This window comes from Fulvivirga kasyanovii (assembly GCF_009711405.1).
Classification (GTDB): domain Bacteria; phylum Bacteroidota; class Bacteroidia; order Cytophagales; family Cyclobacteriaceae; genus Fulvivirga; species Fulvivirga kasyanovii.
Genome location: NZ_SMLW01000460.1, coordinates 1 through 11,906 on the forward strand (window position 1 = coordinate 1; position 11,906 = coordinate 11,906).

Below are 11,906 nucleotides of genomic sequence, written 5' to 3' on the forward strand. Positions count from 1 at the left end.
GGAAAACATTCCGATACTGTCCAAATGATCATTGTACTGCACAAAAGCTGCTGGAATAAGCACGGCATCCCTTTCGTAAGAAATAAATAAAATTGAATCCTTTACTTCATTTGCCTTTACAACAACCTCCTCGTTCAATATTGTAGAATCTACATTTACGACATTTAGGTCATTTTCAGATGGTTTTTGATTACATCCAATCAAGATCAACATCAGTGACACATAGATTTTCAGGTTCATAATCCGGATTATTAATTATTTAAAATAAGTATATGGCTATCAAAAACTGAAACTAAACAACAAACCGCCTGAAAGTAAGGTTAACCCTCGGCTCATGCACCTTCTTCGTCTTGGGTAAACTATGTAGCCAATACTCCTGCACCTCATTCATCATGGCCAACAGGCTCCCGTTTTCGAGCATAATGGAGACAGTCTCCCCCGTATGCCTGTGTTTGAAGGCAAATTTCCGTTCCGCTCCCAGGCTCAATGAAGCTATAGTTGCCCGTGGCTCCAGGGTATCCTCATTATCGCTATGCCAGCCCATGCCCTCCTCACCATGGTGATACAAATTCAAAAGGCATGAATTATAAGTTGTTCCAGTCAATTTCTCCACCAGCTCCTTCAATTCCAGAAGCTCCTGAATCCAGGGAGAGGCCTGACGGGTAGTACCCGAATAAGTATAGCTAAAATCAGCATCTCCATACCACGCTACCATCCTTTTGGTAACATGCTTTTTCCCAAATACCACCACCTCATCGTGCTGCCAGTCAATAGTATTTATCAACTGCTTCAGGTAATTATCAGCCTTTGGTTTGTCAAGCACGGCACCAAAATACCTAACCACACCATCGTTCGGCAAAATGTTATCTACTGCGGTATCAAATAGCTTCATCATCTGTGGTATTTTCTGAAATTTAGGGGTGATTTTTACTCATACTTCACCTAACCCTTCTCTGGGCTAATCCGTTTATTATAAGAGTAATCTTTGCTCCAAGGAGTAGCTGCGGGATTACAAAAAATTCACAACAGACTGGCATACCAATTGAGTTACGATTTTAAAGATATGAATGTGAATCAAAAAGTTAAACTAAGATATGAAGACACTTACAGACAGTAAAGTAGACGACGTCTATTTAAGCCCCTTTGACAGATGGTTAATTCAGTCAACAGTGGAAAACGCCAAGAAAAACACAGAAAACAAAAATAAAAGCAAAAACGGTGAGCATTGATACTCACCGTTTTTTGTTTACAGTTCATTATTCAAAGTTTACAGTTTACCAATATTTATCTGTTTAAAACACACATATAATCCCCTCAAGAGAATAGTTGGTGCCGTAGAAATATTTTAAAATCGCGATCTTACCGATTACCATTTACTGGTTCACCGATTACTCTCTTACCGATCACAAGTCACCGAACACCTCACCCTCGGTCACCAAATTCCCCACTCAACATTTTGCCGTCTCCCGCATATTGACTAACATTGAATATACACTTTAGGGGTGCTGTAAAAAGCTGAGACTTTACCCTCAAAACCTGATCCAGGTAATACTGGCGAAGGGAAAAGTAAGGAACACAGGGATATTCCCTTCACTGTGCACCTCCTAAAGTAAAATGCTATAACTTATGGAGGTACAAATCAATCAACAACCCTTTACTATTTCTGACAAAACTCCATTGCATCGTGTACTGGAGCAGCGCGGCTTTTCTTCTGCCAAAGGCATAGCGGTAGCCGTAAACGACGACGTGGTCCCCAGGGACTCCTGGGGAGAGTACATTCTTCAACCCAATGACAAAATCATGATCATCCGCGCTACGCAGGGTGGCTAATTCACATTAAAAAAACCAATTGATATGCGAAAAGACAAAACACCAGGCGCCGAAGTCATCAGCAGGGCTCCTTTTCCAAAGTCCAGAAAAATATATGTAAGTGGCAAACTTCACGACATCAAAGTACCGATGCGTGAAATAGGGCTGCACGATTCCCGCGACCAGACCACCGGGGAAATGATCAAAAACGACAGCGTCACTATTTATGATACCAGCGGACCTTACACTGATCCTAATGTAGATATTGATGTAAACAAAGGCCTGCCCCAGCTTAGAAAAGACTGGATCAGGGATAGAGGAGATGTAGAAGAGCTGGCAGGCATTACTTCGGATTATGGCAACCAGAGACTGAATGATAACACGCTGAACGAACTGCGCTTCAAACACCTCAAAAAGCCTTTAAGGGCAAAAGAGGGTAAAAATGTAACGCAGCTTCACTACGCCAGAAAGGGAATTATTACGCCTGAGATGGAGTATATTGCCATTCGTGAGAACCAGCGGCTGGAAGAGTTATACAATGAAAAGGACTCCCTGTTTGACCAGCACCCGGGGCATAGTTTTGGGGCCAATACGCCCAAGAAATTTATTACTCCCGAATTTGTGAGGGACGAAATAGCAGCCGGCCGGGCTATCATTCCTGCCAACATCAACCACCCGGAAATAGAACCTATGATCATCGGGCGAAATTTCCTGGTAAAGATCAATGCCAACATCGGTAACTCTGCCGTGACCTCATCCATCGAAGAAGAGGTAGAGAAGATGGTGTGGGCTATCCGCTGGGGAGCAGACACGGTCATGGACCTTTCTACCGGCAAAAACATCCATGAAACACGGGAATGGGTGATCAGGAATTCCCCCGTGCCAATCGGTACAGTACCCATATACCAGGCTCTTGAAAAAGTAAATGGCAAAGCCGAAGACCTGACCTGGGAAATTTTCAGGGACACCCTGATAGAGCAAGCCGAGCAGGGCGTGGACTACTTTACCATTCATGCAGGAGTAAGGCTAAAATATGTACCCCTGACTGCCAAACGTCTGACCGGGATAGTTTCGCGTGGCGGGTCGATCATGGCCAAATGGTGCCTGGCACACCACAAAGAAAGCTTCCTGTACACGCATTTTGAAGAGATCTGCGAGATCATGAAGGCGTATGATGTGTCCTTCTCTCTGGGTGATGGCCTGCGTCCGGGCTCACTGGCCGACGCTAATGATGCCGCCCAGTTTGCTGAGCTGGAAACTCTGGGCGAACTGACAAAAATAGCCTGGAAGCACGATGTGCAGGTCATGATCGAAGGCCCCGGCCATGTACCGATGCATATGATCAAAGAGAATATGGACAAGCAATTGAAAGAATGCCATGAAGCACCTTTCTATACGCTGGGTCCGTTAACCACAGATATTGCCCCGGGGTATGACCATATCACCTCCGCTGTTGGAGCTGCTATGATTGGATGGTTTGGCACGGCCATGCTTTGCTATGTAACACCGAAGGAACACCTGGGCCTGCCCAATAAGAAAGACGTTAAAGACGGGGTGATCACCTATAAGATCGCTGCCCATGCGGCTGACCTCGCCAAAGGCCATCCTGGAGCACAGTATCGCGACAATGCATTGAGCAAAGCCCGCTTTGAATTCCGTTGGGAAGACCAGTTTAACCTGTCTCTCGACCCGGATACGGCCAGGGAGTTCCATGATGAAACACTGCCTGCGGAAGGGGCTAAAGTGGCACACTTCTGCTCTATGTGCGGGCCGCATTTCTGTAGTATGAAAATAACACAGGATGTGAGAAACTATGCTGCAGAAAAAGGCCTCAGTGATGAGGAAAAGGCATTGGAGAAAGGTATGGAAGAAAAATCCAAAGAGTTTAAAAAAGCAGGTTCTGAAATATATCTGTAATGCCTGAAGATAAGCTGATAGTCATCACGCCCGAGTACACCCTTGAGAAGGAAACTGACCTCTGGATGCAACTGCTGGATGCCGGGGTTGGCAGGGTCCACATTCGCAAACCCAATGCGAAGCTTGAGAGTCTGCTCGGGCTAATGACTAAGGTGCCCACTGCCTACAGGGAACAGATTTCCGTTCATTATTACCCTGAAGTTACTTTGAAAACTGATGTGGGGGGGTTGCATCAGCCTTACAGGCACCTGGTAAACAGCAGGATACTACTCCCGGCTATCTACAGGCTGTCTGCCTCAGTGCATAACTGGGAAGAGGCCCGCAAAGCCATGAAGCTATGCTCGTATTGCTTTATCAGCCCTGTATTCAACAGCATTTCCAAAAAGGGGTATAATGCCAACCCTGAATTAAAAAATGTACCCGAACATTTAAAGGGCAACAAAATATATGCTTTGGGAGGAGTCGACATTCAAAATGCTCAGGAAGCACTGGATATGGGCTACTACGGAGTAGCGGTAATGGGCACAATATGGGAGGAACCTGAATGGGCCATTGACAAAGCTAAAGCACTGATAGAAGTGATCAACAAAAAAAGTATATCCTCATGAATACGATACAACCTGTTGCCTTGACTATTGCAGGGTATGATCCCTGCGCAGGTGCCGGGCTTCTGGCGGATATAAAAGCTATGGAGCAACATGGTGTTTATGGTATGGGTACGGTCACTGCCAATACGTTGCAGGATGAGGACAAAGTCTATCAGGTCAACTGGCACAAAACAGACGTTATTCTTAACCAGCTAAATATTCTGCTTGACAGGTACAACATACAATGGGTAAAAATTGGAATCATAGAAGACAGCAAGTCTTTCTCTGCAATAAAAAACCACTTGTTTACACATAACCCTGAAATTAAGATCGTTTGGGACCCGGTACTTCGCTCCTCTTCGGGCTTTCAGTTTTTTGAAAACAATCAGGAGCTGGATGGCTTATTGGAGAATGTATACCTGATCACGCCCAACCTCCCGGAGTTCAAAACACTTTTTAAGGATGAAGAAACGGCCGTAAAAGCTTCCTTCCAATGCAACATCTACCTCAAAGGGGGCCATAACGAAGGGTCTCCGGGGACGGATTTTCTATTTTGCCAGGGCAATAAAATGACCTTTACAGCAAACACAACATCAGTCTCTCCAAAACATGGCTCGGGGTGCGTCTTATCAGCGGCTATCACGGCTAACCTGGCACTGGGGCTTGACCTCCCTCAATCATGTATATCAGCCAAAACCTACACTGAAAAGTTTTTATCATCCCATAGCTCATTACTGGGATGGCACAACAAAACCAGCGTATTATGATCGACAAATTACATTTCATAACACAGGAAAATGAGCGCTTCACACACCTTGGAGGTATGGAAGAAGCTCTAAAAAATGGCATCAGGTGGGTGCAGTTGCGGATCAAGGATAAACCCGTCGATGAGATAGAGGCCCAGGCATGGAAGGCCCGTGAGCTTTGCGATAAATACAATGCCCGGCTCATTATCAATGACCACCCTGCCATAGCCAATTACGTAAAGGCCGATGGTGTACACTTAGGCAAGGAAGACATGCCAGTAAGCTCTGCAAGGAAAATACTGGGTAAATCAAAAATTATCGGGGCTACAGCCAACACACTGGAAGATATTGTAGCCCATGCCAAAGACGGTGCCGACTATATCGGTCTGGGGCCTTTCAGGTTTACCACCACCAAGCAAAAGCTAAGCCCGACACTTGGGCTGGATGGCTACCGCCGTATTCTTGCCAAGTGCAACGAATTCGGCATCACCACACCGGTAATTGCCATAGGAGGAATAACCATCACTGACATACCTGCATTGGCAGGTGCAGGTGTACATGGCATTGCAGCATCAGGCATGATCATCAATGCCGGCAATATCTCCCATATCACACAAACCATTTATGACATTGTAAAACAGCCCATAGATTATGCTAACCATAGGTGATAAAACATTCAACTCCCGTCTTTTTACAGGAACGGGCAAATTCAACAGCGGTGAACTGATGAAATCTGCTTTGTTTGAAAGTGGCAGCGAACTGGTGACCATGGCCCTTAAGCGGGTGGATGTAAATAGTGACGAAGACCACATACTCGGATACCTGGATCATCCCCAGTTCAACCTGTTACCCAATACATCAGGCGTTCGCAATGCCAAAGAAGCCATATTTGCGGCTGAGCTGGCCAGGGAAGCCCTGGAAACCAACTGGTTGAAACTGGAGATCCACCCTGACCCTAAATACCTCCTGCCCGACCCGGTAGAGACTTTGGTAGCTGCAGAACAACTGGCAAAAAAAGGGTTTATTGTTTTGCCTTACATCCATGCCGACCCGGTTTTATGTAAGCGACTTGAAGAAGCCGGAGTTGCCGCCGTCATGCCCCTGGGCTCTCCTATTGGCAGCAATAAGGGGCTGAAAACCATAGACTTTCTGGAGATTATCATTGAACAAAGCAATGTTCCCGTGGTGGTTGATGCCGGAATAGGTGCTCCATCCGATGCTGCAAAGGCCATGGAAATCGGAGCTGATGCCGTACTGGTCAATACAGCCATAGCGGTTTCAGACAACCCCATAGCTATGGCCAGAGCATTTAAGATGGCCGTCGAGGCCGGGCGAATAGCTTATGAAGCGAAGCTTGCTCAACCCATTGGCCATGCCAGCGCAAGTAGTCCATTAACATCATTTATAGACGAGCTATGAGTTTTTCTGAAATTTTTAGAAACTACAACTGGGACGACATAAAAAGCAGGATCTATAGCAAAACATCGCAGGATGTCGAAAATGCCATATCCAAACCCCAGCGCAACCTGGAAGATTTCATGGCGCTAATCTCCCCTGCCGCCGCTCCATACCTGGAACAAATGGCTCAGCTAAGCCATAAACTAACTCAAAAAAGGTTTGGAAAAACCATCCAGATGTACATCCCTATGTACCTGTCAAACGAGTGCCAAAATATATGTACGTACTGCGGCTTTAGCCTGGACAACAAAATTCCGCGAAGGACGCTCACTGAAAAAGAGATACTTTCTGAAATAACCCATATCAAGGCCATGGGCTATGACCATATTTTGCTGGTAACCGGTGAGGCCAACAAAACCGTAGGGCTCGAATACTTCAAGAAGGCTTTCAGGCTCATCAACCCCTCCTTCTCGCACATCTCCCTAGAAGTGCAGCCACTCGACCAGCACGAATATGAAGAGCTGATACCCCTGGGGCTGAATACGGTACTGGTTTACCAGGAGACCTATCATCAGGAGGATTACAAAAAACATCATCCGAAAGGTAAAAAATCAAACTTCGATTATCGCCTGGAAACGCCGGACAGGCTGGGAAGGGCGGGCATCCATAAAATCGGCCTGGGTGTATTGTTTGGCCTGGAAGACTGGCGCACTGATTCTTTCTTTACCGCACTGCACTTGCAATACCTGGAAAGAAAGTACTGGAAGACAAAATACTCTATATCCTTCCCCCGCCTGCGCCCTCATGCCGGCGGCCTGACACCCAAGGTAGAAATGACCGACCGGGAACTGGTGCAGCTTATCTGCGCCTATCGCATATTCAATGAAGAAGTTGAACTCTCGCTCTCTACCCGCGAATCAAACAAATTCCGTGACAACGTTATCAAACTCGGGATCACGTCCATAAGTGCCGGCTCCAAAACCAACCCCGGCGGCTATGCCAACGCTCCCGAATCACTGGAACAATTTGAAATAGATGACCAAAGGTCCCCCGCCCAAATAGCCGAAATGCTGACCCGCCAGGGCTACGAACCCGTCTGGAAAGATTGGGACAGGGCGTATGGGGGTGGTTAGGGTTGAGTGATAGGTAAACAGTGAGCGGTAATCGGTGGATTGTAAGTCGGAAGACCGGAGATCAAAAAATGGACAGTAGACCAAGAACAGTGAACCGTGAACCGTAAACGGTGGTGGTCGGTGACACCGATTACCGCTCACTGATTACCGAATACCAGTCACCGATCAGAAAACTCCGGACAATCCAGCCTGATATCAGCATCCTCAAGGTCAGCTTTGAGCAGGTTGCAATGATGCCCAGTGGAGCGGTATTCGTAAAATTTGCAGTTATGGCAGCTCCGTTGAATGGTGATTACGCCAGCTTTGTTCAGGTATTTGATTACCTGAAGCAGTGAGTGAAGCAGGTCGTTTTTTTCTGAGTCTGAAATATTTTCCAATGATTGAAGCACCGGCGCCCCAAAGTTTTCCATGGCCTTTATTTCCTGCTTGCCGGCCATGGTCGGTTTTATATAATAACTGCGGCTGTCCGCGTCATCTACGGTTTTCTCGACCAGCCCCTTTTGGATCAGCACCTTTACAGCATCGCTGATCGTGGCTTTGGTAATATCAAACTCGCGGGCCAGATAACTTACCGTACACAGTTGCTCATGATGAAAATGGGTAAACATGAGGATCTGCATCTGGATTGGGCTCAGGTTACGCTCCTTGCCTTCTTTAAGTTGCATTACTTTGAAAGCATGTGAAATGCGCTCCAAAGCGGCCACAATTTTCACATCGCGCTGACTATGCTGCTTCTCCGGGTCAAAAATATTCATAATTAACAGTCGCAGGTAAAGTCCATAATGTCTTTGTACTTAGGGGCTACCATTTCATCAACACGCACCAGACTGTCAAACCGTATTTCCTCACCCGTAGCCAAAATCAGGAATTCCGTGCCGTCCCTTACTTCCAGGGCCTTGGTCACGGAAGTGATGGTAATAAACTCACGAAGATCAGTGAAATACTGCACCTTCGCATAAGTCTTTGAGCTTACTTTATCCTGTACAAATGCATGAAAATCTTTCATGTGGTTCAATTTTACATGGTTTTAAAAAACAGGGGCTTAACACCCCTGCATTTCTATAATGTGGTAACCTTTTGTCTCTATATCTTGCTTCACCTCACCGGAAGCCTCTTCAATATGACAAAATTTGCACTCTTTGGCAGATATCGGCTGCCCCTCCTGCTCCTTGCTCCTCAGATATTCTCTTCCAAAACCAATCACCTCATCATACCGAAGCTCCACAGGCACAAGTATATCAAAATGCATCAAACCACCCTCTTTCTTCTTTACATAAGTGTCAAATACAGAAACTTGCATTGGATTTATAAATTTAGGATTCCTAACTAATTATTGCAAAAAAAGTTAATCATTTACCTTGTAAGGCAATGACAAATCGCCAGACAACACACTATAAACCTCATAAACACCCAGCATAGGCTTTGCGCTGTCGGAAGTATTTACCTGCATAAAGGCTGCAACAGCATCATAATTGAACTGCTTCTTGCCATAAACCCGTTGCACCGGAACCAGCACCTTCAACTGCTGCCCTTGCTCCAATACACTGTATCCGGGAGAATCCATGTACATCGGCATACCCGGATTGGTAGGAGGCAAAACTACAGCATCAGTTTTTGCGAATTGCTTTACTGCCAACCCGCCGGGCACGCGGCTGTCCTGCTGCAATACCACCCAATGCGTATGCCATATGACACCGTCATTTTTGTAGTTCCTGTCATTGTTCTCATCCCAAAGTGGTGTATCATCAAAGTCCGGATGTGCCGTAACAGCCAGTGCCACAATACCCTCCGTATCACCAAAGCCAACATCCACAGACTTCAATGTGGTGGGAAAAACATAACCAAGCACCGGTGCTCCATCCAATTGACCGGCTGCCTCAGGTACTGTTTTCCCTGCTTCCCCGGCCACAGTTACCTGAAAAACCAAAAGGTCAAGATCACTCACATAGGATACCTCCGCTCCTGTTATTTTCAGGTCCTTGGAAACTTTAAATTCTCTTCCGGATTGGGCATACCCGGCAAGTGATAATGCCAGCAATGCGATAAGCAAAAAGCTCTTTTTCATAATACTAACCATTTTTTACGTCCGTTAAACTTGCCCCAAAATTGATATGAAGTACATTTTGCCCTAGCAACAAAGCAGGGACCGACTCCACCCCAACCTTTTCTGCTTCTGAAATACGCGCCTGTTCCTGGCCAAGATGTACCACTTCCAGATCATACCTGGATCGGTCAATAACTTCCAAAATGTCCTGCTCCGCGCTTACGCATACCGGACAACCTGCATGATAGAATACTGCTTTTTCCATAATTCAAATGTTTGTGATTAATTAATGCTCAATATTAGTTAGGATTCCTAACTAAAACAAATCTAATATAAAAAAATTATGGACTCATTCTTGAGTGTAATAATTGCTGTAATATATAAAGCTGATTGTTTAACAGATTATGAACCCAAAAATTTCCGGTACCCCACACGAACTAATAACCCAGACTGTTCCCGTATTTTTCTTCATATGGGATGTAAAAGAAAAAAAGATCATTTATGTAAGCCCTAAGTTTTTTGACTTTGTAAAAGGGCCGAAAATTGAACCAAAAGATGCATCTGATCTGAAACTTTATATCGATAAAGAATACCAAAAACCTTATCTGCAGTTTTTTGGGGCCTTAACACCAAAGAATAATTTCATAAACAAAATCGAACTTAAAACGAGTGCTAGGCTAAAAAAATTTGAATGGATAGAGATCCATACATTCCCGGTTGAGGAACAAATGGAAGATGTTGAACTGGTAGTAGGCCACATCGTGGATATCTCCGATAGAAAAAATCAAATGCTTGATCTGGAAGGTGAGAATAAGAACTTTGACAGCATCATACAGATTATTTCACATGACCTGAGACAGCCTTTCACAAAAATTTCACTGTTGGCAGACCTCATAAAGGAAAAAAATGATCCGGATGTTATATCAAAATTCGCTGATAAAATCAAAAATGCATCTAAAAGTGCTCATATGCTACTGCAACACTTTCTACAGCTTACAGTACTTAATTATAGCAGCGAAGTACTCAGCACCACCAACGAAAGTCTTTATCAGATAATAAACAATGCTATTAAGGCCTATGACGTAGAAATAGAAAGCAAACAACTTAAAATAAACATTGAAGAGCCAGAACACGAGTTTAACTATCCGATCGACAAGTCTATTTTAAATCAGGCAATTAAAAACATTATCTCCAATGCCATCAAATTCACCCAACCTAAAGGTGAAATTTCGATAAGTTTGTATGAAACCAAAAAGAATTACAAGATCAAAATCACTGATTCCGGTATAGGTATCCCGGAAGATATCAGAAACCGGTTGTTCAAAGAAATCACTTCGGTCAGGAGAACGGGTCTTGAAGGGCAAAAATCTACCGGGCTCGGACTGGCTATAACCAAAAGAATCATTGAATTACATAATGGAAAGATCACTGTAAGAAGTAAAGAAAACAAAGGAACAAGCTTTATGATAAGTCTGCCGCTCAAGCCTAAACCTGCAAAATCTTTTTACTGATGTACACGGGTGCGTTAGCCACGAACTGTGGAAAATAAACCACAAAACTCATAGCAACTCTCCCTCTATGGCATCAGCTTCCTCTTCGTTGGCGCGCACCATTCCTAAATATTTGGCTGCGAAAGCTCGTACGTCATCATCAGTTGCTGAGGTTGCGAACTGCTTGAACAGGCTAATGTGACTTTCATAAATATCTTCGATGGTACCGATGAACTCTTCGTCAAACTTTGAACGGTCTGCATTAGCTACCTGCTCATACTTTTGGCGGTGTCCTTCGCTCATACGGGAAGGAACTTTAATGTCATTGGCCGAAGCCAGTTTATCTAGTCGCTCATTCATCGTCTCGTGGTCTTTTACAATCTTTTGCCCATAAAACTGAACGGCTGCAGCATAGCCTTTCTCAGAGGCTAATTTGCCCAACTCATGCTCGAGTATGGAAAAACTCTTGGCCTCCACCAGAAACCGGGCGTCGCTCTCCATATCAGACGATTTAAGGTTTGACTGATTTTTTTCCATAGCCTGTTGATAAGTGAGTGAAGTGGAACAAGCAGCCACGGTTATGCCAATGATAAATATTAACGCTCTTTTCATAGATGCTTCGCTTTACGGTTATACCTTATATTGTGTAAAAACCATACCAGAGAAGGCTTATTTGCATGTTTTTCCTAACTATAATTAACAGGAATCTATGTATCAGAATGTTACCTCCGCCTAATGCTGCTGAATACAATAATTAAAATATTTTGAGGAGGGGATTTTTT

At 44.7% G+C, this 11,906-nt stretch carries 17 protein-coding genes and 1 riboswitch; of the genes, 9 read left to right on the forward strand and 8 right to left on the reverse strand.

What is annotated here, in order from left to right:
* Window positions 1–240: hypothetical protein (locus E1163_RS07880; protein WP_155170891.1), on the reverse strand; the 240-nt coding region annotated here is incomplete at its 3' end.
* A 52-nt stretch (window positions 241–292) separates the two neighbouring features.
* Complete coding sequence (locus E1163_RS07885; protein WP_343033781.1) at window positions 293–895, reverse strand: alpha-ketoglutarate-dependent dioxygenase AlkB family protein; 603 nt, start codon at window positions 893–895, stop codon at window positions 293–295.
* Between the two features lie 199 nt (window positions 896–1,094).
* On the opposite strand from E1163_RS07885, the gene E1163_RS31375 reads away from it, so the two are divergent.
* The 8 genes from E1163_RS31375 to thiH all read left to right on the forward strand — a co-directional run bounded on the left by E1163_RS31375 (window position 1,095) and on the right by thiH (window position 7,590).
* Window positions 1,095–1,229: a hypothetical protein gene (locus tag E1163_RS31375; RefSeq protein ID WP_255702552.1), complete on the forward strand. Its 135-nt coding sequence runs from the start codon at window positions 1,095–1,097 to the stop codon at window positions 1,227–1,229.
* Window positions 1,230–1,488: 259 nt separating this feature from the next.
* A riboswitch (TPP riboswitch) is annotated at window positions 1,489–1,580 on the forward strand.
* A 46-nt stretch (window positions 1,581–1,626) separates the two neighbouring features.
* Window positions 1,627–1,830: a sulfur carrier protein ThiS gene (thiS, locus tag E1163_RS07890; protein WP_155170892.1), complete on the forward strand. Its 204-nt coding sequence runs from the start codon at window positions 1,627–1,629 to the stop codon at window positions 1,828–1,830.
* 24 nt (window positions 1,831–1,854) lie between these two features.
* Window positions 1,855–3,726, forward strand: a complete 1,872-nt coding sequence (thiC, locus tag E1163_RS07895; RefSeq protein ID WP_155170893.1) for a phosphomethylpyrimidine synthase ThiC — start codon at window positions 1,855–1,857, stop codon at window positions 3,724–3,726.
* On the forward strand, window positions 3,726–4,334 hold the full coding sequence (locus E1163_RS07900; RefSeq protein ID WP_155170894.1) for a thiamine phosphate synthase: 609 nt from the start codon (window positions 3,726–3,728) through the stop codon (window positions 4,332–4,334). Before thiC ends, E1163_RS07900 begins: the two co-directional genes overlap by 1 nt.
* Entirely contained in the window at window positions 4,331–5,080 is a 750-nt protein-coding gene (locus E1163_RS07905) for a hydroxymethylpyrimidine/phosphomethylpyrimidine kinase (RefSeq protein ID WP_155170895.1), read from the forward strand. The genes E1163_RS07900 and E1163_RS07905 overlap by 4 nt, the downstream gene beginning before the upstream one ends.
* Entirely contained in the window at window positions 5,077–5,727 is a 651-nt protein-coding gene (locus tag E1163_RS07910) for a thiamine phosphate synthase (RefSeq protein ID WP_155170896.1), read from the forward strand. Before E1163_RS07905 ends, E1163_RS07910 begins: the two co-directional genes overlap by 4 nt.
* Window positions 5,711–6,478: a thiazole synthase gene (locus E1163_RS07915; protein WP_155170897.1), complete on the forward strand. Its 768-nt coding sequence runs from the start codon at window positions 5,711–5,713 to the stop codon at window positions 6,476–6,478. Before E1163_RS07910 ends, E1163_RS07915 begins: the two co-directional genes overlap by 17 nt.
* A complete protein-coding gene (thiH, locus tag E1163_RS07920) occupies window positions 6,475–7,590 on the forward strand; it encodes a 2-iminoacetate synthase ThiH (protein ID WP_155170898.1) in 1,116 nt (371 codons plus the stop codon). Before E1163_RS07915 ends, thiH begins: the two co-directional genes overlap by 4 nt.
* Window positions 7,591–7,748: 158 nt before the next feature.
* On the opposite strand, the gene E1163_RS07925 is transcribed toward thiH, so the two are convergent.
* Genes E1163_RS07925 through E1163_RS07945 form a run of 5 tightly spaced genes read right to left on the reverse strand, consistent with a single transcriptional unit; the run spans window position 7,749 to window position 9,899 of the window.
* Window positions 7,749–8,345, reverse strand: a complete 597-nt coding sequence (locus tag E1163_RS07925) for a MarR family winged helix-turn-helix transcriptional regulator (RefSeq protein WP_155170899.1) — start codon at window positions 8,343–8,345, stop codon at window positions 7,749–7,751.
* Between the two features lie 2 nt (window positions 8,346–8,347).
* Window positions 8,348–8,596 carry a hypothetical protein gene (locus E1163_RS07930; RefSeq protein ID WP_155170900.1) on the reverse strand — a complete coding sequence of 83 codons (249 nt, stop codon included), beginning with the start codon at window positions 8,594–8,596 and terminating at the stop codon, window positions 8,348–8,350.
* 36 nt (window positions 8,597–8,632) lie between these two features.
* Complete coding sequence (locus E1163_RS07935) at window positions 8,633–8,890, reverse strand: DUF2024 family protein (RefSeq protein ID WP_155170901.1); 258 nt, start codon at window positions 8,888–8,890, stop codon at window positions 8,633–8,635.
* A 45-nt stretch (window positions 8,891–8,935) separates the two neighbouring features.
* Window positions 8,936–9,655 carry a hypothetical protein gene (locus tag E1163_RS07940; protein WP_155170902.1) on the reverse strand — a complete coding sequence of 240 codons (720 nt, stop codon included), beginning with the start codon at window positions 9,653–9,655 and terminating at the stop codon, window positions 8,936–8,938.
* Between the two features lie 4 nt (window positions 9,656–9,659).
* Window positions 9,660–9,899 (reverse strand): thioredoxin domain-containing protein, encoded by a 240-nt coding sequence (locus E1163_RS07945; RefSeq protein WP_155170903.1) that lies wholly within the window; start codon window positions 9,897–9,899, stop codon window positions 9,660–9,662.
* A 139-nt stretch (window positions 9,900–10,038) separates the two neighbouring features.
* Between E1163_RS07945 and E1163_RS07950 the strand changes: the two genes are divergently transcribed.
* Window positions 10,039–11,145: a sensor histidine kinase gene (locus E1163_RS07950; protein ID WP_155170904.1), complete on the forward strand. Its 1,107-nt coding sequence runs from the start codon at window positions 10,039–10,041 to the stop codon at window positions 11,143–11,145.
* Between the two features lie 48 nt (window positions 11,146–11,193).
* On the opposite strand, the gene E1163_RS07955 is transcribed toward E1163_RS07950, so the two are convergent.
* A complete protein-coding gene (locus E1163_RS07955; protein WP_155170905.1) occupies window positions 11,194–11,736 on the reverse strand; it encodes a DUF4142 domain-containing protein in 543 nt (180 codons plus the stop codon).
* Between the last annotated feature and the right edge of the window lie 170 nt (window positions 11,737–11,906).

What these genes read in the sequence shown, in the direction of transcription:
- E1163_RS07885 (WP_343033781.1), bottom strand. Translation starts at nt 895, where the DNA reads ATGATGAAGCTATTTGATACCGCAGTAGATAACATTTTGCCGAACGAT.
- E1163_RS31375 (WP_255702552.1), top strand. Translation starts at nt 1,095, where the DNA reads ATGAAGACACTTACAGACAGTAAAGTAGACGACGTCTATTTAAGCCCC.
- thiS (WP_155170892.1), top strand. Translation starts at nt 1,627, where the DNA reads ATGGAGGTACAAATCAATCAACAACCCTTTACTATTTCTGACAAAACT.
- thiC (WP_155170893.1), top strand. Translation starts at nt 1,855, where the DNA reads ATGCGAAAAGACAAAACACCAGGCGCCGAAGTCATCAGCAGGGCTCCT.
- E1163_RS07900 (WP_155170894.1), top strand. Translation starts at nt 3,726, where the DNA reads ATGCCTGAAGATAAGCTGATAGTCATCACGCCCGAGTACACCCTTGAG.
- E1163_RS07905 (WP_155170895.1), top strand. Translation starts at nt 4,331, where the DNA reads ATGAATACGATACAACCTGTTGCCTTGACTATTGCAGGGTATGATCCC.
- E1163_RS07910 (WP_155170896.1), top strand. Translation starts at nt 5,077, where the DNA reads ATGATCGACAAATTACATTTCATAACACAGGAAAATGAGCGCTTCACA.
- E1163_RS07915 (WP_155170897.1), top strand. Translation starts at nt 5,711, where the DNA reads ATGCTAACCATAGGTGATAAAACATTCAACTCCCGTCTTTTTACAGGA.
- thiH (WP_155170898.1), top strand. Translation starts at nt 6,475, where the DNA reads ATGAGTTTTTCTGAAATTTTTAGAAACTACAACTGGGACGACATAAAA.
- E1163_RS07925 (WP_155170899.1), bottom strand. Translation starts at nt 8,345, where the DNA reads ATGAATATTTTTGACCCGGAGAAGCAGCATAGTCAGCGCGATGTGAAA.
- E1163_RS07930 (WP_155170900.1), bottom strand. Translation starts at nt 8,596, where the DNA reads ATGAAAGATTTTCATGCATTTGTACAGGATAAAGTAAGCTCAAAGACT.
- E1163_RS07935 (WP_155170901.1), bottom strand. Translation starts at nt 8,890, where the DNA reads ATGCAAGTTTCTGTATTTGACACTTATGTAAAGAAGAAAGAGGGTGGT.
- E1163_RS07940 (WP_155170902.1), bottom strand. Translation starts at nt 9,655, where the DNA reads ATGAAAAAGAGCTTTTTGCTTATCGCATTGCTGGCATTATCACTTGCC.
- E1163_RS07945 (WP_155170903.1), bottom strand. Translation starts at nt 9,899, where the DNA reads ATGGAAAAAGCAGTATTCTATCATGCAGGTTGTCCGGTATGCGTAAGC.
- E1163_RS07950 (WP_155170904.1), top strand. Translation starts at nt 10,039, where the DNA reads ATGAACCCAAAAATTTCCGGTACCCCACACGAACTAATAACCCAGACT.
- E1163_RS07955 (WP_155170905.1), bottom strand. Translation starts at nt 11,736, where the DNA reads ATGAAAAGAGCGTTAATATTTATCATTGGCATAACCGTGGCTGCTTGT.